Source organism: Streptomyces sp. NBC_01016 (assembly GCF_026341035.1).
In the GTDB taxonomy this organism is placed as follows: Bacteria; Actinomycetota; Actinomycetes; order Streptomycetales; family Streptomycetaceae; genus Streptomyces.
In genome coordinates this window covers 2,687,728-2,708,198 of sequence record NZ_JAPEOQ010000002.1, presented here as the reverse complement: position 1 = coordinate 2,708,198, position 20,471 = coordinate 2,687,728, and the positions used below count along the sequence as shown (strand labels likewise).

Annotated in this window: 18 protein-coding genes and 2 pseudogenes; 7 read left to right on the top strand and 13 right to left on the bottom strand. The window is 70.7% G+C overall.

The window, feature by feature from the left end:
• Positions 1–30: 30 nt before the first annotated feature.
• Positions 31–1,788 carry a SulP family inorganic anion transporter gene (locus OG746_RS39120; RefSeq protein WP_266723398.1) on the bottom strand — a complete coding sequence of 586 codons (1,758 nt, stop codon included), beginning with the start codon at positions 1,786–1,788 and terminating at the stop codon, positions 31–33.
• A gap of 782 nt (positions 1,789–2,570) precedes the next feature.
• Positions 2,571–3,530, bottom strand: a complete 960-nt coding sequence (locus OG746_RS39115) for a quinone oxidoreductase family protein (protein ID WP_266723396.1) — start codon at positions 3,528–3,530, stop codon at positions 2,571–2,573.
• 126 nt (positions 3,531–3,656) lie between these two features.
• Here OG746_RS39115 and OG746_RS39110 point away from each other — a divergent pair, with 126 nt between their 5' ends.
• Positions 3,657–4,142: a MarR family winged helix-turn-helix transcriptional regulator gene (locus tag OG746_RS39110; RefSeq protein WP_266723394.1), complete on the top strand. Its 486-nt coding sequence runs from the start codon at positions 3,657–3,659 to the stop codon at positions 4,140–4,142.
• An 18-nt stretch (positions 4,143–4,160) separates the two neighbouring features.
• Here the strand turns inward: OG746_RS39110 and OG746_RS39105 are convergent, their stop codons facing one another.
• Positions 4,161–4,775, bottom strand: a complete 615-nt coding sequence (locus OG746_RS39105) for a LysE family translocator (RefSeq protein ID WP_266723392.1) — start codon at positions 4,773–4,775, stop codon at positions 4,161–4,163.
• 115 nt (positions 4,776–4,890) lie between these two features.
• Between OG746_RS39105 and OG746_RS39100 the strand changes: the two genes are divergently transcribed.
• On the top strand, positions 4,891–5,868 hold the full coding sequence (locus OG746_RS39100; protein ID WP_266723391.1) for a LysR family transcriptional regulator: 978 nt from the start codon (positions 4,891–4,893) through the stop codon (positions 5,866–5,868).
• A 118-nt stretch (positions 5,869–5,986) separates the two neighbouring features.
• On the opposite strand, the pseudogene OG746_RS39095 reads toward OG746_RS39100, so the two are convergent.
• Both OG746_RS39095 and OG746_RS39090 read right to left on the bottom strand, forming a co-directional pair.
• Positions 5,987–6,103: pseudogene (locus OG746_RS39095) on the bottom strand (hypothetical protein); the annotation flags it as partial.
• Positions 6,104–6,122: 19 nt separating this feature from the next.
• A pseudogene (locus tag OG746_RS39090) lies at positions 6,123–6,221 on the bottom strand (enolase C-terminal domain-like protein); the annotation flags it as partial.
• 200 nt (positions 6,222–6,421) lie between these two features.
• On the opposite strand from OG746_RS39090, the gene OG746_RS39085 reads away from it, so the two are divergent.
• Positions 6,422–7,603: a S1 family peptidase gene (locus tag OG746_RS39085; RefSeq protein WP_266723389.1), complete on the top strand. Its 1,182-nt coding sequence runs from the start codon at positions 6,422–6,424 to the stop codon at positions 7,601–7,603.
• Between the two features lie 110 nt (positions 7,604–7,713).
• Here the strand turns inward: OG746_RS39085 and OG746_RS39080 are convergent, their stop codons facing one another.
• On the bottom strand, positions 7,714–9,123 hold the full coding sequence (locus OG746_RS39080; RefSeq protein WP_266723387.1) for a hypothetical protein: 1,410 nt from the start codon (positions 9,121–9,123) through the stop codon (positions 7,714–7,716).
• 274 nt (positions 9,124–9,397) lie between these two features.
• Here OG746_RS39080 and OG746_RS39075 point away from each other — a divergent pair, with 274 nt between their 5' ends.
• Positions 9,398–10,840 (top strand): alpha/beta hydrolase-fold protein, encoded by a 1,443-nt coding sequence (locus OG746_RS39075; protein WP_266723385.1) that lies wholly within the window; start codon positions 9,398–9,400, stop codon positions 10,838–10,840.
• Positions 10,841–10,857: 17 nt separating this feature from the next.
• Here OG746_RS39075 and OG746_RS39070 read toward each other — a convergent pair whose 3' ends face one another.
• Positions 10,858–11,337, bottom strand: a complete 480-nt coding sequence (locus OG746_RS39070; protein WP_266723383.1) for a MarR family transcriptional regulator — start codon at positions 11,335–11,337, stop codon at positions 10,858–10,860.
• A gap of 81 nt (positions 11,338–11,418) precedes the next feature.
• Between OG746_RS39070 and OG746_RS39065 the strand changes: the two genes are divergently transcribed.
• Positions 11,419–12,630, top strand: a complete 1,212-nt coding sequence (locus tag OG746_RS39065; protein WP_266723381.1) for an FAD-dependent monooxygenase — start codon at positions 11,419–11,421, stop codon at positions 12,628–12,630.
• 137 nt (positions 12,631–12,767) lie between these two features.
• Positions 12,768–13,766 (top strand): phosphotransferase, encoded by a 999-nt coding sequence (locus tag OG746_RS39060; protein ID WP_266723379.1) that lies wholly within the window; start codon positions 12,768–12,770, stop codon positions 13,764–13,766.
• 73 nt (positions 13,767–13,839) lie between these two features.
• Here OG746_RS39060 and OG746_RS39055 read toward each other — a convergent pair whose 3' ends face one another.
• The 6 genes from OG746_RS39055 to OG746_RS39030 form a co-directional block, all read right to left on the bottom strand.
• The gene (locus OG746_RS39055) at positions 13,840–14,016 is read right to left on the bottom strand and encodes a hypothetical protein (RefSeq protein ID WP_266723377.1); all 177 of its coding nucleotides are present in this window, start codon (positions 14,014–14,016) and stop codon (positions 13,840–13,842) included.
• 194 nt (positions 14,017–14,210) lie between these two features.
• The gene (locus tag OG746_RS39050; protein WP_266723375.1) at positions 14,211–15,020 is read right to left on the bottom strand and encodes an SDR family NAD(P)-dependent oxidoreductase; all 810 of its coding nucleotides are present in this window, start codon (positions 15,018–15,020) and stop codon (positions 14,211–14,213) included.
• Positions 15,017–15,859 (bottom strand): fumarylacetoacetate hydrolase family protein, encoded by an 843-nt coding sequence (locus tag OG746_RS39045; protein ID WP_266723373.1) that lies wholly within the window; start codon positions 15,857–15,859, stop codon positions 15,017–15,019. Before OG746_RS39045 ends, OG746_RS39050 begins: the two co-directional genes overlap by 4 nt.
• A gap of 104 nt (positions 15,860–15,963) precedes the next feature.
• Positions 15,964–17,322 (bottom strand): MFS transporter, encoded by a 1,359-nt coding sequence (locus OG746_RS39040; RefSeq protein WP_266723371.1) that lies wholly within the window; start codon positions 17,320–17,322, stop codon positions 15,964–15,966.
• 77 nt (positions 17,323–17,399) lie between these two features.
• The gene (locus OG746_RS39035; RefSeq protein WP_266723369.1) at positions 17,400–18,488 is read right to left on the bottom strand and encodes a mandelate racemase/muconate lactonizing enzyme family protein; all 1,089 of its coding nucleotides are present in this window, start codon (positions 18,486–18,488) and stop codon (positions 17,400–17,402) included.
• Complete coding sequence (locus tag OG746_RS39030; protein WP_266723367.1) at positions 18,488–19,444, bottom strand: 2-dehydropantoate 2-reductase; 957 nt, start codon at positions 19,442–19,444, stop codon at positions 18,488–18,490. Before OG746_RS39030 ends, OG746_RS39035 begins: the two co-directional genes overlap by 1 nt.
• Positions 19,445–19,608: 164 nt before the next feature.
• On the opposite strand from OG746_RS39030, the gene OG746_RS39025 reads away from it, so the two are divergent.
• Positions 19,609–20,307, top strand: coding sequence for a GntR family transcriptional regulator (locus OG746_RS39025; RefSeq protein ID WP_266723365.1), 699 nt, complete (start codon positions 19,609–19,611; stop codon positions 20,305–20,307).
• Positions 20,308–20,471 lie beyond the last annotated feature (164 nt).

Sequence of the window (20,471 nt, the reverse complement as noted above, 5' to 3'; positions counted from 1 at the left end):
CAGGGCTGCCTGTTACGGCCCGGGCCTGGATCATGGCGGCTGATCGGCGGCGGGCGGCCGAGGCCCGGCGGACTCGGACCGGTCCTCCGGGCTCCCATCCGGTGCCTTCTCGTGCGACGTGATCCAGGCCCGGCCCTCCGCGACCGCCCGCTCCACCGGCGCGAAGATCTCGGGCTGCGCCGGTACGACACCGCCCTCGCCGAGGCGCTCGGCGAGCCCCGACACCTCAAGGAGGCGGGCGAGCGGGGGCTGCACCCCGGCCAGGACCAGCCGCCCGCCCTCGTCGGACAGGGAGCGGGCGTACCGGTCGAGGAACTTGACCACCGCCGACGAGGGCACATCGGGCAGCGTGCGCACCACCAGCACCAGGACCGCGTCCCGGGCCCCGTGGACGTCGGGCAGCGCGGCCTCCACGCGCGGCAGCTCGGCGAACAGTGAGGTGCCCGCGTAGTCGAGGACGGTGACCTCGCCGGGCGGTAGGCGGCGCGGCGGATCGCCGGTGCGCCAGTGGCCGCCATCGGTGTCCCGGCGCAGGGAGACGAGCCGCGTCTGCCGGGCCGCCTGCACACAGAACAGCAGCAGCGACAGCACGGCGCCGATCACGATGGCCTGCTGGAGCGGCAGCTGCGTGGTCGCCAGGAACGTGATCACCATCGCCGCCGCCGACAGCGGTGACGTACGCAGTACGAGGCGGATGTCGGGCAGCCGGCCCACGACCAGTTCGCAGCCGATGACGATGATGAGGGCGCCGATGACGGGCATCGGGATGCGTTCGGCGAGGGAGCCGAGAGTGAGGACCAGGAGGGCCAGCCACAGCCCGGCGAAGATACCGGTCCAGCGGGTGCGGGCGCCGGCGCCGACCGCGACGCCCGTGCGGGACATGGAACCGCCGGTGGGCAGCGCGCCGAACAGTCCGCCGCCGAGGTTGCCGAGTCCCTGGGCGACGAAGTCGCCGTTCACGGAGGACTTGGAGCCGTCGGGGTTGGGGACGGTCGGGCCGATGGAGGCGGCCTGGGCGAGGCCGACGAGGGCGACGGCGAACGCTCCGGGCAGCAGCGCGCCGACGGCGGACAGGTCTGGGGCGGTGAAGGAGGGCAGCGCCGCCGGGATGTGCCCGATGTCGCGGGCCAGGTCGACGTGCGTGCCCAGGACGGCGACACCGACGCTGACCGCGAGCAGCGCGATGAGGGTGGCCACCGCCTCCAGCCGTTTGACGAGCCGGAGCAGCGCCCAAGCGGCGACGGTGACGAGTGCGGTGAGGGTCGCGGCGAGCTGCCAGTCTCCGATGTGCCAGACCCAGTCGGCGAGTTGAGCCAGTTTGTTGTGCGGGCCCGGCTTGTAGCCGGTGGCGTCCTTCAGTGAGCCGGTGATGATCTGGAGGGCGATGCCGGTGGAGAAGCCGGTCATCACGGCGTTCGACACGAACGACATGACGACGCCGAGCCGCAGCACCCCCATCAGCAGCATCACCGTCCCGGCCAGTACGGCGAGAGTGGCGACGTTGCCCACGTCCTTGGCGTCGAGCCCGGCCTCCTTGATGGCGCTCTGCGAGGTCAGTGCAAGCGCCGAGGTGAGGGTGGTGACCATCAGGACGGTGCGGGCGAAGAGCGAGCCGAGGACGGTCGGGACGACGCCCGCGTAGATGCCGGCGACCGGATTGAAGCCGCCGATCGCCGCGTACGCCATGCCTTCGGGGATGGAGAACAGCCCGGTGACGAGCCCGGCGGAGACATCGGACGGCCGCGGCTTGCCGAGCCGCGGGAGCCTCGGTGGCTTCGGCCGTGTCACGCCCACAAACACGCCCGTCGCGCCGGCTGGAAGTGGAGCTCGTCGAAGCCCCGGCCCGGCGGGTCCTCACAGCGGGGCAGATCCCCCTCCGCCACCAACCCCTCCACCACCAGGCCCTCAAGACCTCGGCCGAATAACCCGAAAGATCCCGTCTCCGCCATGGAGCGAAACTAAGCCGGTGATCAAGGTGCCGCAACGCCAGGCCACACCCCTGGAGTCCTTGGTGAAGCCGATCTTCTTCCCCGACCACCCCTCGTTCTGGTACGAGACGCTGCGGACCCTCGGCCACATCGCCTACGGCGGCGCCGACTCCGGCGAAGTCGCCACCACCGCCCAGGGCATCGCCGACGGTGACTACGACAGCTGGCACGACCAGTGGCTGGCCACCGCCCACCGGATCGCCGACCAGGCCCGCACCTCACTGGAAGGCGGCCACGACACCAGCGCCCGCGACGGGTTCCTGCGCGCCTCGAACTACTACCGCTGCGCCGAGTTCTTCCTGCACGGCAACGCCGCCGACCCACGCATCCGCCACGCGTACGATGCCGCCGTCGGCGCCCTCACCGTGGACATCGGCGACCCGTTTCCCGCTGGAGGAGATCACCAAAGCGCACGACCGCGTCGACGCCGGAGGCCGCGGCCGCACCCTGGTCACCATCCCCCAGTGATCCGGCTGAGACGGCGATGGCCGGCACTGCTCCTCAGCACGGCGTGCCACAGCAGGCCTCGTCTCGGGGAGTGCCGCACCGGCACCGCCCCTCCTTGTCGTGCGCCAAACCGCCTCAGGGGATCAGCACAACGCGCCGGCCAGGCGGCGTCGGCATCGTCCATGCCCGCTCGACCTCCGACAGGGGTAGCGGGGACGGGTCGATCGAGAAGGTTCCGGAGGTGATCTCGGCTGCCAGGGAAGGGAGTTCGGCGAGGATGCCTGCGGTGGTGACCGAGCCTTGGCCGCTGCCCATGATCTGCAGATTGGCGGCGCGGAGGAGGTAGGACGGCAGGGTGATGTCCGGCCCGGCGACGGAGCCGATCTGGATCCAGGCCAGGGGCCTGCTCCGGTCGGGTCGGGCGGTCAGCAGTGCGGTCAGGGCATGCTCGGTGGCCGCGCCCCACAGGTAGTCGATGACGACGTCCACGTCGCCGGCGCTCTTGCCGAGGTGCTCGGCGACCTGCTCGGGCCCGCCGGACAGGGAGACGGTCTCGTCCGCGCCCAGGCCGGGCAGCAGGGCCAGCCGCCCGGGATCGCGGCCGGCCGCCACGACACGCTCGGCGCCGAGGTGCCGCGCGATCTGCACGGCGAGCCGGCCTGCGCTGCCGGTCGCACCCAGGACCAGGACGCGTGCGCCCGCCGGGAGAGCGATGCGGCGGCGCAGGGCGACCCAGGAGGACATGCCGGGGTTCATGGCCGCGGCCACCGCGACCGGGTCGGTGTCGGGCGGCAGGGCGATGGCGCGACGGCGGTCCACGACGGCCTGCTCGGCCATCGTGCCCAGCGCGGTGTCCGGGGCGACGAAGTAGAGCAACTCCCCCTCCGCCGTGCGACCGACGGCGTCGATGCCCGGCACGAGCGGCAGCACACCCTCGGAGGTGTAGTGGCTGCCGTCGGCGGAGGATCGTACGCGCGGGTGCAGACCGGCAGCGACGACGTCCACGAGGATTTCGCGCTCTCCCCGGGGTGTGGGGGTGTCGACGGTGTCGTAGCGGGGCGGGGTGTCGAAGGAATGGACGACGGCTGCGTGCATAGGGGTTCTCCCGAGGCAGTGTGACCGCATATAGTTTGCGACACGTACTACTTTCAAGATAGTTTGCGGCACGTACCAAGTCAAGGTGGTTCGTGCCGCGTACCAGATCGGCCAGAGGCGGACACAGTGACACCCACCCCCACTCCCCAGGGGACGGACGGCTCCCAGGCGGCGGACGAACCCCAGAACACCGTCGACGCCCTGGTCCAGCTTTCCTTCCTGGTCCAGGGGATCCTCTCCCGCATGGCCGCCGACCACGACCTGTCCCTGATTCAGGTCCGCCTCCTCGGCATCCTGCGCGACCGCACACCCGGCATGCTCGAACTCGCCCGCCACCTGGGCCTGGACAAGTCCTCCATGACCGGACTGGCGAGCCGCGCCGAGAAGCGCGGGCTGGTGGAACGCCGCCCCTCACCGCACGACGGCCGCAGCGTCCTGATCGCCCTCACTCCGACGGGCCGCGCCCTCGCGGAACTGTGCGCCGCAGAGATGGACCAGGCCGTCACCGAACTGACCGAGCCGCTGACAGCCACGGAGCGCGGCGACCTTCGGGCAGTGGCGGCGAAACTCCTGCGCGCCGCCGCCCCGGGCGACGGGGCCTCCGGCGCGTAGCGGTCAGGACGTCGGCGCTCACAGGCCCGACGCCACCGCCACGCCGAGCACCAGCAACACCCCTCCGGTGGTGACCTGAAGGCCGCGCTGGACGGCCGGCCTCGACACCAGCCGCCGCCCCCGGCCCACGGCCCAGGTGAAGGCCACGTACCAGGCGGCCGTGACCAGCGCCCAGACCACGCCGAGGACGGTGCCGGAGACGAGGAGCGAGCCGCCGTCCGTCACGAACTGCGGCAGCATCGAGACGGCGAAGACTCCCGCCTTGGCGTTGCCGAGGTTCGTTCCCAGGCCGACGGCGAATCCCTTCCAGGAGCGCACCGCCCCACCGCCCTCGGCTGTGGCGTTGCTCTTCCTCGATGCCCGCAGGGTGGAGATTCCCAGCCACACCAGTACGGCCCCGCCCACGAGGCGGACGACCTCGAGCGCGTGCGGGTTGGCGAGCAGGACGGCGGAGAGGCCGGCGGACGCGGCGAGTGACCAGAGCACGATCCCCGTGGAGTTGCCCGCGATGGTCGCCCAAGCGGCGCGAGGCCCGCCCATGAGTGTCTGCCGGGTCATGAGTGCCTGGCCGGGTCCCGGCAGCATCGACAGCAGGAGGGTGGTGGCGAGGAACGCGGGGAGGTGGGTGGGCACGGGGCAGCCTTTTCCTTTGCCGGAAGGGGAGTCGAACTCGTTGGTGCCACCAGGTTTCCCCGCCCCGAGCCTTCAGGGAAGTCACCGCAGCCACGGTCAGCGTTAAGTTGAGTGAATGCACGTCGAACCCGACCAGCTGCGGCTCCTCGCCCTCATCGACCGGCACGGCTCCCTCACCGGGGCGGCGCACGCGCTCGGGCTCACCCCGGCGGCGGTGACCCAGCGAGTGGTCCGGTGGGAGCGGGACTGCGCGGCGCCACTGGTGATCAGGGGCGCACGCGGAGCGCGGCTGACCGAGGCGGGGCTGCTGCTTGCCGCGCACGGCGAGGTCATCGAGGCGGAGACGGCCAAGGCCGCCGCAGGACTGGCCGGCCTCCTTGGCCACCTGGCCCTGCGGTTGCGGGTGGGCGCGTTCCAGGCGGCCGCGCTGCACCTGCTGCCGCCGGCTCTCACGGCGCTGCGCCACCGTCACCCCGACGCGGACGTGTCCGTCATCGACGTGATCTCGGCTCGCGCCACCGACCAGATCACGGCAGGCCGACTCGACGTGGCGGTGGCCGCCCAGTGGGGACCGTCCTTCACCGCCCCTGCCGGAGTAGCGGTCCATCCACTCCTTGTCGACCCCATGGTGGTCGTACTCCCCGACGACCACCCGCTGGCCGTCGAACGTCCACCCGGCACCGCCCTGACGCTGCGGGAGCTGCGCGACGCCTCGTGGGTGGCCATCACCTCCGGGCAGGGCCCTCGCGAGCAGCTCGAACTCCTCACCGCCAAGGCCGGGTTCGCGCCACGCGTACGTTTCGAGACCGAGTCCTACGACGTGGCGCAGGCCCTGGTCGCCTCGGGCGTCGGCGTCGCCCTCGTCTCACGCCTCGCCCTCACCCACGTCCCCGGCACCACCCACCGCGACCTCGCCGAGCCCCGCCCACACCGGCGCATCCACGCGGTGACCCCCGCGGACACCAGCCTCACTCCGCTGGTCGGCGCATTTCTGCACCTGCTGGACGACGTCGCCCGCGACCTCGCCGACACCGACACCGACACCGACACCGACACCGGCGAGGGGCAGGGACAAGAGTCCACTGGCACGTAGGCAGCCCTATGCGCCACGCACCGCGCCGACCCCACGCAGCTGCCAGCCCCGGCGGGCCCGGGGCCGCGACGGCCGTGGACACCTGCCGCCATTCGGTCACACCGCCGAGCCGGGTGGCGTCGGGCTGGACGACACGGACGGCGTCGTGGGCGATGAAGCCGGTGAACTGCTGGTAGCTGTAGATACTTTCGCCCCGCGGCGATGTCGAGGGTCGTCGAGCGCTGCAGAGCGACATGGCCGTCGAGATCGTCGGCGTGCAGCGGTTCCTCCACCCAGTCCATGCGCGTCTCTTCGAGGACCGGCATCCTCCGGTGCGCGGTCGACAGGTCCCAGCGCTGATTGGCGTCGCACATCAGGGTCACGTCGTCGCCGAGGGATCCGGCCGCCGCTCACATCAGTCGGTCACCTGCACCACGGCAGCCGTGACCGGGTGTGCGGCGGATTCGTAAGCAGTGCATCCCGCCACGGCATTGACATGCGCGCGACATCAGGTCGACAGTACGTCGCAGGTCCGTACCATTCCCGCCCCACACGGAAATGAAGGAGCTCACGCATGAGACGTACGACCGGACTCCGCTCTGCTCTCGCCGTCCTGTTGACCTTAGGCGCCGCCACCCTGGGCCTGACGTCCCCCGCCGCCGCGGCCGACGCGGCTACGGAGTCCTCGTCCGCACGCGCCCTCTCCCCCGGCCTGGCCACCGCAATGCAGCGGGACCTCGGGCTCACCACCTCACAGGCCCGCGCCCGGCTGCACCAGGAAGCCGCCGCAGCCGAACTCGCGCCCCGGGCCGAGCGTGCGGCCAGTCAGGACTTCGGCGGCACCTGGTACGACCCGGCACGCGGCACCCTCGTCGTCGGACTCACCAAATCCGGTGGCCCGGCCGCTGATTCAGTACGCGACACCGGCGCCTCGGTCGTGCGGGTGGCGCACAGCGCCCGGGCGCTCGACGCCGCGAAGTCGACACTCGACAACGTTGCCAAGACGGACGGCGCCCCCATGGCCGTCCGCAGTTGGCGCGTCGATCCCCGCACGAACAGCGTGGTGGCAGACGTACGCGAGGGCTCCGAACACAGCGCCGCTGTCCGGGAGTTCCTGGCCCCGGCACGCAAGGCGGGGCTCCTCAGCGTGCGCCGCGCCGGAGCAGGGCAGACGCCACGGACCTTCGCCGCGGGCACCGTCGGCGGCGACCCGTACTACATCAACGGCAACACCCGCTGCTCCATAGGGTTCTCGGTGGTCGGCGGCTTCGTCAGCGCGGGGCACTGCGGCACGGCGGGCAGCTCCGTTGTCGGCTGGGACGGGTCGGCGATGGGCACGTTCGCCGGTTCGTCCTTCCCGGGCAACGACTACTCCTACATCCCGATCGGCAACGGCTGGTGGACCACGCCGGTCGTACTCGGCTGGGGCACCGTCAGTGATGTCCTGGTGCGTGGCTCGGCGGTGGCCCCCGTCGGCTCGTCCATCTGCCGCTCCGGCTCGACGTCGCACTGGCACTGCGGCACCGTGCTGGCCCAGAACGAAACCGTCAACTACAGCCAGGGACCGGTCTACGAGATGACCGGCACCAGCGTCTGCGCCGAACCCGGCGACTCGGGCGGCTCGTTCATCTCCGGCGACCAGGCGCAGGGCGTGACCTCGGGCGGCTGGGGCGACTGCACGAGCGGTGGCCAGACCTGGTTCCAGCCGGTCAACGAGATCCTCAACGCCTACGGGCTGACGCTCGTCACCGCCTGACGAGGGTGTGGCCGACCGGGTCCGCGGCGTGAAAGCAGCGGCCCGGTCGGCCACAACGGTCCGGCTGCCCGGCTGCCCGGCTGCCCGGCTGCCCAGGCAGGCGACTTCAGCTACTTCAGCGACTTCAGCGACTTCACCGTGCGCTCGATCCTGGCCGCGACCTTTTCCGCGGTGCCCTCGATGTAGAAGCCGTCCAGGGCCTCGTACGTGAAGTGCTCGTAGTTCCACCGGTCGGGCATGTTCTTGGCGCCGCCCTCGAACATCGACATCACGAAGGTGCCCGTGAACGGGGAGGCCTCACGGATCGCCCGCGCCGTGCTGGTGGACAGCTCCGGTGACACTCCCGCGAAGGCGATGTCGCCGACCCGGAAGACCCACAGCGGCACCTCGGCACTGTCTCCCGGGCTGAACGTCGCGGTCTTGACCGGGGCGCTCGCTCCGGGGCCCGTGATCTGAGTGGTGGTCACCGAGTCGGTGACCAGGCGCACCGGGGCCCTGCTGCCGCTCGCGTAACGGGTGATTGTCTCGGAGACCCGCACGATCTCGTTGCCGATCCGCTCGCCCTGCGTCTCCAGGAGTGCGAAGCCCGCGTCCTTCAGGTCGACGCCGTATGTCCAGTGCCCGTCCTTGTCGATGGTGTACCGCTTGGCACGCAGGCCGGGGAACTGGTCGCCGCACGCCCCGACCAGCCAGAAGCCGACGGCGTCCGGGTAGGCCTCCTCGACGTGGGCGACGGCGGCGCCGGCCAGGTCGGCGGTGATCGGCAGATTGCCGTCGGCCATCACGGAGTCCTGCATCACGCAGGACTGCACGTTGTAGTTGGTGAGGAGGGCGAGGGGGTTGCCGTCGAGGTCGTCGACGCGGGCGACGTACACGCCCTTGTCGGAGGGGAGTTGCTCGTTGACGCCGAGCCACCAACCGTCGGCGGTGGAGACATTGCGGTTGACGTTGACGTCGGCCCGGCCCTCGCCGTAGCCGATCCGGGCCGACCGCAGGCCGTTGGCCGCGTCCTCGGCGGCGCTCTTGGCGGCGGCCACGATGTTCCGGACGTAGGCCGCCGCGCTCGCGGAGGAAGTGCTGGCCGCCACGTGCGGCGCCGAGAAGCAGTGCGTGACGGTGACCATGATGTCGGCGGCGGTGACGCCGGTGGCCCCGGTGACGGCCGTGCGGATCAGGCCGATCGCCTCCGCGCTGACCGAGGTGAGGTCGAGTACGACCAGGGCGATGCGCCGCCCCGCGGACTCAAGAAGCAGAACGCGTGCGTGCAGGTCGTCGTGGACCGAGGTGAACTTGTCCAGCGGGAGGATCGCGGCGGACGGCGTGAACACCGCCTTGCCCGCGCCGGCCTTCAACTCGGAACCGGATCGATCGGAACCGGATCGATCAGAGCCGGATGAAGCCGCCTCGGCCGCCGTGGCGCCGCCCATGAGGGTGGGCACGGCCGCCGCCAGAGCGGTGAGGGCCATGAACGATCTGCGGCTCGGCCCCATGTCGCCTGTGTCGTCCTGCTGCTCGGTCACTGTGGTCCTCCATGGTCGGCACTCGGTCGGCAGACGTAACGGCGGGCAGCATCACAGGCATTTTCGCCGTGCAACAACGACCAGGGAGTGAAACCAAAGGTTGCAAGCTTCGTCATCAATACCGGCCACCCACTTTCACCTGGCACGGAATTGCTGCGCGCCCTTTTTCCCGATGGAAATTCACAGGTAGCCGGGAGACCTTCCCTATGATCCGGCGTAATGTCCGGCGCGATCGACCAGCAGCCTCAGCGACCGTTCCAAACTAGGAGTCGTCATGGTGGACAGGCGCACATTCATCGCCGGTACGGCGGCCGTCTCCGGCCTTGCCGCGGCCGGCGGTTTGTCCGTAAGCAATGCCAGCGCCCAGGATGCGGCGGCCTCACAGGCCGGGCACATAAAAGGCGCCACAGCAATTACCAAGGTGTACGGCGCCGGGCAGAAGCTCATTGCCCTTGCGGTCGAATACGACCGCGACATCGACAACTCCGCGCTCTGCGGATCGGCCTTCGAGGTCGCGGACCGGACGGTGACGAAGGTCTATGCGAACCGGACACCCGAGCTCGCCGAACGCGGCAGGGACGGCCGGTACGTCATGGTCGAGCTCTCCCCGGACGACGACGGGGCACTGCTATGGAGCACGGGCGGCGGGGGCGGAGGCGGAGGCGACACGGCGAGCCCCAGCGCCAGTACGAGCGCGAGCGCGAGCCCCAGTCCGAGCCCGAGCGGGAGCACCGGCACCGGCGCCGGCGCCGGCGGCCCCAAGGTCGGCGACACCACCCCCAGCAACGCCACCCTCACGCCCGCGTCGGCCACCGTGACCCAGACCGGCCCCGTCGCCACCGTCCACGGCGGCGCCCTGCCGACCAACTCCACGCCCGTCACCACCAGTTCCGTCAGCAACCTCGTCGTCGACGACTTCAGGCAGTTCACGTTCGACGACCCGGCCACCGGCCAGACGCTCCGCTACAACCTCTTCGTACCGAAGAGCCACCGGCACGGCTCGCCCGGACGCCGCTACCCGCTGGTCCTCTTCATGCACGACGCGAGCCTGATCAACATCGACACGATCTCGCCCCTGGTCCAGGGCAACGGCGCGGTGTGCTGGGCGAGCCCCGAGGACCAGGCCAGGAACGAGGCGTTCGTCCTCGCGCCCGAGTACGGGGCGGTCGTGGTCGACGACGACTACGAGCCGATGGCGCTCTTCGAGACCACGGCGCACCTCGTCGAGGAGATCACCGAGACGTACGCCGTCGACGCCGACCGCCGCTACACCACCGGCCAGTCGATGGGCGCGATGATGTCGCTCGGCCTGAACATCGCGTACCCGGACCTCTTCGCGGCGGCCTACATCGTCGCCGGGCAGTGGCCGGCGGAGCAGGCCGCGCCGCTCGCGCGGAAGAACCTCTGGATCGTGGTCTCGCAGGACGACACGAAGGCGTATCCCGGTGGGAACGCGATCACCGACGTGATCGCGGCGCAGGGGACGAGCGTCGGCAAGGCGGTCTGGGACGCGGGAGCCACCGCCGCGCAGTTCGCCGCCGACGTCCGCAACCTTGAGAAGCAGAAGGCGCCGGTGAACTACGCGACCTTCCTGACCGGCACGGTGACGGCCAACTCCACAGCGACGAACGCGCACATGGGGACCTGGCAGATCGCGTACGACATCCCGGGCATCCGGGACTGGATCTTCCGCCAGACCCGGCGGACCGGGCACTGAGGCCCGCGGGTCCCGGATCAGGCCAACCTCTGCGTCGCCTCCGCCTGCCGACGTGCCGCCTCCCTCGTGAAGGACGCGATCGTCGCCAGTTGCTCGTCCGTGTAGTGCTCGCACAGCTCCCGCAGTGAACCGACGAGGTCGGCGAAGTAGTGCAGGTTGCGGGCCGCGAACTCCTCGTTGAAGTGCAGCACCACCTTGCGGCCGTCCCCCGGGTCCGGGGCCTTGCGCAGGGCGTCCTTGTCCTCCAGGCGGCCGATGAGGGCGGTGACGGAGGCGGGCTTGAGGGCCAGATGGCGAGCGAGGTCGCCGGCCGTCATCGGTCCGAGCCGAGCGACCAGGTCCAGCGCCTTCGTGTCCGTGGCGCTCAGCCCCTGGCGGGAGGCGAGTGCGGTGTGGAAGAGAACGGCGGCGGTGGACAGTTCGCGGCCGGCCAGCAGCACCTCGTCCACCAGTTCCTCCCGACCGGTGGGCCGTGCGGATTCCTCGTGAGTTGTCACAGCGGCATCGTAGCCATACTATTTAGTTCGATAGATCTAAATAACTTACTGTGATCACCGGGATGGAAGAGGCGACTCAACGTGAAAGCATTGATCATCGGTAGCGGTATGGCCGGGCCCGCCGCCGCCATGGCGCTCCAGCGGGCCGGCGTCGACGCGACGGTCTACGAGGCCCACGCCGGGGGCGCCGAGAACGTCGGCGTCTTCCTGACGCTGGGCTCGAACGGCATCGACGCCCTCCGCGCCATAGAGGCCGACGCTGCGGTCGGCGCCGCGGGGTTCGAGACCCCGGGCATCGACATGGTCTCCACCACCGGGAAGGCACTGGGCCGGGTGCGCACCAGTCGGCCGGACGGGGACATCACCAGCCGGACACTCAAGCGCGCCGACCTGTATCGCGGGCTGCGCGACGAGGCCCTGCGCCGCGGCATCCGCATCGAGCACGGCAAGCGCCTGGTCGAGGCACAGGACACGGGCGACGGCGTCCGCGCGGTCTTCGCCGACGGCAGCGAGGAGTACGGCGATCTGCTGATCGGCTGCGACGGGCTGCACTCGACGGTCCGGGGGCTCATCGACCCCGCGGCGCCCGCCCCCGCCTACTCCGGCCTCATCGGTCTCGGCGGTTACACCCGCGGTGTGCCGGTGAACACGGAAGTGGGCAGCTACCAGATGGTGTTCGGCAAACGCGCCTTCTTCGGCTACGCACCCGCGCCCGACGGTGAGGTCTGGTGGTTCGCCAACCTGCCGCGCCAGGACGAACCGGCCCGCGGCGAGGTCGAAGCCATCGACGCCGAGCAGTGGCGACGCCGACTCGCCGCCCTGTTCGCCGATGACGCGGGCCCTGCCGCCGAGTTGATCCGCGCGAGCCAGGAGATCACCCCGGCGAGCCCGATGCACGCCATGCTGGGCGTCCCGGCCTGGCACCGCGGCCGGATGATCGTCATCGGTGACGCCGCCCACGCCCCCTCGCCGACATCCGGCCAGGGCGCCTCACTGTCCGTCGAGGACGCCGTGGAGCTCGCCAAGGCACTGCGCGATCTACCCACGATCGAGGGCGCCTTCGCCGCGTACGAGGCACTGCGCCGCCCGCGCGTCGAACGGATCGTGAAGCAGGCCGCCCGGATCAACAACAACAAGGCCGCAGGCCCGGTCGGACGGATCGTCCGCGATCTGCTGATGCCACTGCTCCTGCCCCGCCTTGCCAACGGCGAACAGTCACGGCAGACGTACGGCCACCACATCGACTGGGATGCCTCGGCAGTAGGCGAGGACGGCGGACTTGCGCGGCAGTGAGCGCACTCACGCTGGTGGGGAGGCGGCGTGCACGAACGCATAGCTGCCGGGATCCAGCGCAACGTGTCGCCATGCCCCATCGCGGCGAGGGCGTGCCCCGGGGGCCGATACAGCCGCTCCGCAGAGGGGAACCGGACGTGACCGACGAGCGGAATTTCGCCGACGCCGAGGCCCTGGCCCCGGTCATACGGGAGGCCTTCGGGACCGACCGCCGCATCGCTGCCGTCGACCGGCTGCTCAAAGGCAGCAAGAAGGGCGTCTACCGCGTCACGCTGGACGACGCCTCGAGCACCATCGTCTATGTCTGGAACACCGCTGAGGACTACTGGGACGGTCTGCTCCCGGAGGGCCACGACGACCCGTCGAACCCGTTCGCCCACGCATCCGGCATCGACTACTTCGAGGCTGCCACCCGTCGCCTTGAAGCGGTCGGGGCTCGATCGCCGCGGTTGTTGCTCGCCGACCGCAGCAAGCGTCTATATCCGGCAGACATCGCGGTGGCGGAGGACATCCGCGGCGGCACGCTGGAGGCGTTGTTGGAACGCGATCCGGACGCGGGCCGGCAGACCCTCACTCAGCTCTCGAACATGCTGAGGCGCATGCACGCCCACCACGCGCCGGCCTTCGGGCGGGTGGCATGGATCGACGGCGGGGGCGAGCCGCCGGACACGACCTGCGAGCAGGCATACCTGGAGCGCGCGCTGGTGAACATCGCCACCGCCGTGCCCCGCGACACCCGCGCGGCCGCAGGCGAGGGAAGGTTGGAGGAGAAGCTCCGCACCCTGCACGCCGCACTCGAGCCGCGCACGGAGTTCGGTGTGGTCCATGGCGAACTCTGCGCGGAACACACGCTTGTCGGACCCGACGGCGAGCCCGTGATCATCGACATCGAGGGCCTGATGTACACCGACACCGAAGTGGAGCACTGCTGGATGCGGATGCGCTTCGGCTCGTACTACGAGGCACTCCGCAACCCGGAACTCGACCCGCGACGCCTCAAGTTCTACCAGTACGTGATGCACCTGGACCTGGTCGGCGGCCCCCTTCGCATCGCCGAGGGCGACTTCCCGAACCGGGACTGGATGCTCGGCGTCGCGGACTTTCATCTGCAGAAGGCACTCGCTTACGAGGCGTGAAGCGGCCGAACTGCCCCACCACTGCTTATTGGTGGGGCAGTTCGGCGACGTAGCTCTTCGTGCCGGCGTCACATCACCCTTCGGCAGCAATCAGCGGTACATCCATGCGCGCCGCGAACTCGTCGAGGTTGACGCCGAAGGTCTGCGCGACACGGACGCTCTGCGGGGTGATGTCGAAGACCGCGAGGTCGGTGTAGACGCGGTCGACGCAGCCGAGGGGACGGCGACCTGATCCGCCACATGACACCACCTGACGACCCTCGCCGCTTCACCCGCTCCGTCCAGCAGATGGCGATGGCGCTGATCCGCCGTGACTGATCGTCGGGGTGTCCACCTGAAGGCCCATTGACGGAACTCTGCGCCTGCCGCCGAGCCGGTTGAGGGGCTTGCCGACGGCGCGGCCGTGTCCTGGTTGGGGCACGTGCCGAGCCGTCGGCCCCGACCTCACTCGGACCGCAGCCGCAGCCCCTGCATCCCGCCGTCCACGGCAAGGTCCGTGCCGGTGGTGGCGCCGGAGTGCGGGCTTGCCAAGTAGGCGACTGCGTACGCGACTTCGGTGGCGCTCACCAGGCGGCCGCTGGGCTGGCGGGCGGCCAGGGCGGCGCGTTCGGCCTCGGGGTCGTCCGCGAGTGACAGGAGGCGGTTCACCCAAGGTGTGTCCGCCGTGCCGGGGTTCACGCAGGTGACGCGGATGCCCTCGCGGAGGTGGTCGGCGGCCATGGCGCGAGTGAGTGCCAGGACGGCGCCCTTGCTCGCCGAGTAGAGGGCGCGCTGCGGCAGCCCGGCGGTCGCCGCGATCGAGCACATGTTGACGATCGCCGCGTGCCCCTCCCCTCCGGCGGCCGCCTTGCGCAAGGCCGGCAGGGCCGCCGCCGTCACGCGGGCGATGCCGACCACGTTGACATCGAGCACGCGGTGCCACTCGTCGGGGGCGTTGTCCTCGACCGTGCCCTGGGCGCCCATCCCCGCGTTGTTGACCAGGACGTTCACGCCCCCGAGCCGGTCGGTGACCGTTTCGATGGCCGTACGGACGGCGTCGTCGTCCGTCACGTCGCAGCGCACGTGCAGGAACGGCTCGTCCGACTCGGCCAGGTCGAGCACGGCCACCTCGGCGCCACGGGCGTGCAGTTCGCGGGCCGTGGCCAGGCCGATCCCGGACGCACCGCCGGTCACCACGGCGACGAGACCCGCGTACTCGGAGGTGTGTGTCGCCCTCGGCGAGGTCCCGGTCATCGGTGTCGTCTCCTCGTTCATCGGGTTCCCTCCGCGGCCATGGTCTGGCGCTGCTTTCCGAGCCCTTCGCCCTCCAGCTCCACGACGTCCCCGGCCGTCAGGTAGGGGAAGCGTCCGGACAGGGCGACTCCCTCGGGGGTGCCGGTGAGGATCAGGTCGCCGGGCTCCAGAGTCATGAACTGGCTGAGCCGGTACAGGACTTCGGGCACGGAGAAGATCAGGTCCGCGGTGCTTGAGTCCTGCCGCGGCTCGCCGCCCACGCGGCTGCGGAGCTGAACCGCCGCCGGGTCCAGTGCGTCGCCGGTGACCAACCAGGGTCCGACCGGCGTGAACGTCGGCGCGCACTTGCCCTTGGACCACTGGCCGCCCGAGGTGTGCAGCTGCAGCTCGCGCTCGGAGACATCGTTGACCAGGACGTAGCCGGCGATGTGGGCCGCGGCGTCGGCCGGTGAGTCGAGGTAGCTCGTGCGCTTGCCGATGACGACGCCGAGTTCGACCTCCCAGTCCGTCATGGTGCTGCCCCGCGGGATGGTGACCGGGTCGTCGGGGCCGACCACCGTGTTGGGGTGTTTGAGGAACACGACCGGCTCGGTGGGTGGTTCGGCGCCGGACTCGGCCGCGTGCTTGGCGTAGTTCATGCCGACGCAGACGACCGCGGTGGGTCGGGTGATCGGCGGGCCGTGGCGCAGACCGGCGGCATCCGGGAGTTCGGGCAGGGTGGTGACGTCGAGGCTGTTCAGACCGTGTTCGAGGAACTCGGGTGTCACGTCCGGGGTCACTCCGCGCAGATCGAGCACGCGGTCGCCGTCGAGGACGACGGGGATCTCCTGGCCGGGGCGGCCGAGGCGAGCGATACGCATGATGCCTTCCTGATGTCTTGCTGTCGCTTCCTGATGTCTTGCTGTCGCCTCCTGAGCACTGTCCTTGCGGGCGGGCGCTCAAGAGGGCCTGTTCTAGGGGTGGTTCAGCGAAACGTGCCGGTCGAGGCACGGAGTTCGGAGACGGTCGTCGCGGCGAGGTCGCGGCCCCGTGTCTCGGGTCCGAGGGCCACCGCCGCGCTGCCGACGACACACGCGGCGACGACGAACAGGGCGAGCCCCCAGGAGCGGTCCCCGGCCGCGGCGACCAGGGCGACGGCGATGAGCGGGGTCAGTCCGCCCGTCACCGCGCCGGCCACCTCCCGGTACAGGGAGAGCCCGCTGAAGCGGGAGCGCGCCGTGAACAGCTCGCTGAAGTAGGCGGCCTGCGGGGCGAACATGCAGCCCACCCCGATGCCCATGCTCACCACCACGGCAAGCGTGACGGGGAGCGAACTGTGCGCGTGGTCGATGATCCAGAAGTACGGGAAGACGAAGACGGCGGAGAAGAGGGTCCCTGCCAGGGCCACCGGCTTGCGGCCGACGCGGTCGGTGAGCCAGCCGAACAGCGGGAGCGACACGGCCGTCACCGCCGTGCCGACCGTGACGGCGAGCGGTCCCGTCGAGCTGGACATCTTGAGGGTGTCGGTGAGGTACGCGGCCAGGAACGTCAGGTTGAGGTAGGCGACGACGTTCTGCGCGGTCTGCAGGCCGAAGAGGACGAGCCCGGCCTTCCATTCATGGCGTACGACGTCCCGTACCGGCGAGACCTCCTGCGTCTCGGTGCGCTCCTGCGCCGCCTCGAAGGCGGGGCTCTCCGTCAACCGCAGCCGGATGACCAGGGCCAGGGCGATGACCAGCACGCTGGCCGCGAACGGGATACGCCAACCCCAGGCCAGGAACTGGTCCTCCGGAAGCTGAGTGACCAGCGCGAACGCACCCGAGGCCAGCAGGATGCCGATGTAGACGCCGATGCTGGGCGCCGTCCCGAACAGCCCGCGCTTTCGGGGCTCGGAGAACTCCGCCGCAAGGACGGCGGCCCCGCCGTACTCGGCGCCCGCGCCGAGTCCTTGGACCGCGCGCAGGACGACCAGCAGGATCGGGGCGAGCACGCCCACTTGCTCGTACGTCGGGACGAGCGCCATGCCGACGGTGGAGGCGCCCATCACGAGCAGGGTGAGGACCAGGACCCGTTTGCGGCCGAACAGGTCGCCGAGGCGGCCGAAGACGATGCCGCCGAGCGGCCGTACGAAGTAGCCGACGGCCAGCGTGCCGAACGAGGCGAACAGTGAGGCCGTGGCGTCGAACGACGGGAAAATGACCTTGTTGAATACGAGGGCCGCGGCGGTGCCGTAGAGGTAGAAGTCGTACCACTCGAGGGCCGAGCCCACGAGCGAGGCCAGCAGCACTCTGCGGCGCTGCACGGCCGCCGCGGTGGCGGGTTCGACCGTGGTCAGGGTGGACATCGTCGTCCTCCTGGTGCGGGAGCGGACAGCGGGACGGGTGGGGATGCGGGGCCAGAAGCGCAACTCAGGGACGCGGGTCAGGCGACTCGGCGGTCGTCGATCGCGTCGCGGTCCCAGGCGATGCCGAGGCCCGGCTCGGACGGGGCGTGTGCGAGGCCGTCGGCGATCCGCAACTGATGTGTCGTCACCGCCCGGAGCTGCGGGATGTACTCGACGTAGCGGGCGTTGGGCACGGCGGCGGTGAGGCTGACGTGGATCTCCATCAGGAAGTGCGGACACACCTCGACGTTGAACGCCTCGGCGAGGTGGGCCACCTTCAGCCACGGCGTGATGCCACCGATCCGGGACACGTCGGGCTGCACGATGCCCGCTGCGCCGCGCTGCAGGTACTCGCGGAAGTGGCCCAGTGAGTACATGGACTCGCCGACCGCCACGGGGATCGTCGTCGAGGCGGCCAGTCGTTCGTGCCCGGCCACGTCCTCGGCGGGAAGCGGTTCCTCCAACCAGCCGACGTCGTACGGCTCCAGGAGGGCGGCGCGGCGCACGGCCTCGGCGGCGGTGAAGGCCTGGTTCGCGTCGACCATGATGTCGAGGCCGGGGCCCGCGGCCTCGCGGACCGCCCGGATGCGCGCCGCGTCCTCGCCGGGGTTCGGCTTGCCGATCTTCACCTTGACTCCGGAGAAGCCCTGGTCACGCGCCGCGAGGGCGCCCGCGACCAACTCGTCCTCGTCGAGCTGCAGCCAGCCGTGCTCGGTGTCGTACACCGGAACCGCCGACCGGTGTCCCCCGGCGACGCGCCACAGCGGCTCGCCCGCCCGCAGGCAGCGCAGGTCCCACAGCGCCAGGTCCACCGCGGCCAGGCCGAGGGCGGTGATCGCGCCGACCATCGTGGCCCGCGTGCTGTCGTACATGGTGCGCCAGGCACCCTCGACCTCACGGGAGTCGTGCCCGATGAGCGAGGGCAACAGGTGGTCGCGGAGCATGGCGAGGACGGCCCGGCCGCCGGTGCCGATCGTGTACGAGTAGCCGGTCCCGGTCAGCCCGTCGTCCGTGGCGACCTCGACGAACAAGGTCTCCTGCTTGAGGAAGGCCTGCGTCGCATCCGTACGCACGGTCTCCACCTCGATGTCGACGAGGTAGGCCTCCGCCTTGATCACGTGTGCCACTACTGCTCCTGACGCTTGAAGGTGTCATGTGGTGTCGCGGCCGCGAAGGGCGTGGTGTCGAGCGCGGCGACGAGCGCGAGGACCGCCGTACACATCGGCACGGCGAGCGAGTGTGCCCGGGCCCGGCGGATCACCGCCCCGAGCAGCCCGTCGTACTCGAGACGACGGCCGGCGACACGGTCGGCGAGCATCGACGAACCGGCCCCGGCCGGACGGGCGTTGATCCATGCGAGTACGTCGTCGACGGCTTCGGCCGGCAGCCGGGCGCCCTCGGCCCGGCCCACTGCGGCCACTTCGGTGAGCATGGCGGCCGACAGGTCCCGGACGGACGGGTCACCGAAAACCTCGACCCGACGGCAGGTGAGTGCCGTGACGGGGTTGGCGACGGCGTTGACCATGAGCTTCTCCCAGGCCGCCGTGGTGAAGTCGGCGCTGGTGTGCACGCCGAGTCCGGTCCGGTCGAGGAGTGCGCGGGCACGGCGTCCCGGTGCGTCGTCACCGACGACCAGACCCGGGCCGTCCTGCCGGATGTCCACCAGGTCCCGGTCACGCCGCTCGGCATTGAAGTGCACCAGAACCGGGGCCACTTGACCCGCCGCAGCGTGCGGAGCCACCCGCTCACGGTGCTCGATCCCGTTCTGCGCGACGATCACCACGGTGTCCCGGTCGACCAGCCGCTCCAACCAGGCCCGGGCCGCCTCCCCTTGGTGCAGCTTGGTCGCCACCACCACCTGGGCGAAGGGACGTACCTCGGCCGGGTCGCCGTACCACTCCACGCCGACGGTCCGGGTCTCGCGCCCGTCGCTCCACGTCACCGAGGACACCGGCGGGCTTCCGGGTCTGCCGCATAGGGTCACCGGGTGCCCCTGCCCGGCGAGTCGGGCCGCGAGCGCGAGGCCTACGGAGCCGGGGCCGACCACCGCGACGGGGTCGAGCCGGGGCGTACTTCCCCTCACCGCTCACCTCGCGTTCCTATAGGAAATGCATGCGCGGCACAGAATGCTATAGGAACGGGTGCGTGGCAATGGGTTGCGCGCAGGGCATTCCGGCCGACCCCTCAGGCGACCCGAAGCCCGAGGCCCCACCCCAGTCGAGTCCCGGATTCTCTATGATTCCTGGCATGGTGGATGAGAACCGACAGGATGTGCTGGCCGATCGCGTGTACGAGGCCGTCAAGGCCATGGTCATGGACCATGAGATCGAGCCCGGCACACGTATGAGCATCGACGGCCTGGCCCGTCGGCTCGACGTGTCGGCCACCCCCGTCCGCGAGGCCCTGGTCCGACTCGAGTCGGACGGACTGGTCGTCAAGCGTCCGAACGCCGGCTATCGCGCCACCGACCTGCTCGATCCGGAAGCCCTCACGGACCTGTTCGAGATGCGGCTGCTGCTGGAGCCCCGCGCCGCGTCCCTCGCCGCCGAGAACGCGGACGATGAGGATCTGCGGCAGTTGCGGTCCATCGTCGAGGAGATGCGCCGACACCCGGAGACCGGCGCCAAGTACTCCGCCTACCGGCAATTCGCCCTGCTCGACCAGGACTTCCACGACGCACTGGCCTACGCGGCGGGCCGCCCGCTGCTGGCCGAGGCGGTGACCCGCCTCCACGCGCACCTGCACATGTTCCGCCTCAACAGCGCACCGGGAGCGGCCGAGCCGACGATCGACGAGCACGAGCGGATCGTGGACGCCGTGGCCCATCGCAACCCGGAGAAGGCCGCCGAGGCGATGGCCGCCCACCTGCGCTCGAGCCGGGTCCGACACCGCCCGCACGCCCCCTCGCCGCGCCCGGCCCGGCGCCACGGATCCGCCCGCGCCTGAACCGACCAGGGGCCAGAGCCAGACGTGACCCGCCACACCCCGAACGCGCCTGTCACCACTGGAACTTCAGCCCGGAAGGGTTGACTGCCCCGGAAGTCTGGCCCAGCATGGCCGGGCCAGATCGTATTGGATTTCTGGCCAAGACGCGGAAGACGAACAGGATC

Excerpts from the sequence above, each read along its gene's own strand:
- OG746_RS39115 (WP_266723396.1), bottom strand. The coding sequence starts at position 3,530 with ATGCACGCAGCCGTCGTCCATTCCTTCGACACCCCGCCCCGCTACGAC.
- OG746_RS39100 (WP_266723391.1), top strand. The coding sequence starts at position 4,891 with ATGCACGTCGAACCCGACCAGCTGCGGCTCCTCGCCCTCATCGACCGG.
- OG746_RS39085 (WP_266723389.1), top strand. The coding sequence starts at position 6,422 with ATGAGACGTACGACCGGACTCCGCTCTGCTCTCGCCGTCCTGTTGACC.
- OG746_RS39075 (WP_266723385.1), top strand. The coding sequence starts at position 9,398 with ATGGTGGACAGGCGCACATTCATCGCCGGTACGGCGGCCGTCTCCGGC.
- OG746_RS39050 (WP_266723375.1), bottom strand. The coding sequence starts at position 15,020 with ATGAACGAGGAGACGACACCGATGACCGGGACCTCGCCGAGGGCGACA.
- OG746_RS39045 (WP_266723373.1), bottom strand. The coding sequence starts at position 15,859 with ATGCGTATCGCTCGCCTCGGCCGCCCCGGCCAGGAGATCCCCGTCGTC.
- OG746_RS39040 (WP_266723371.1), bottom strand. The coding sequence starts at position 17,322 with ATGTCCACCCTGACCACGGTCGAACCCGCCACCGCGGCGGCCGTGCAG.
- OG746_RS39025 (WP_266723365.1), top strand. The coding sequence starts at position 19,609 with ATGGTGGATGAGAACCGACAGGATGTGCTGGCCGATCGCGTGTACGAG.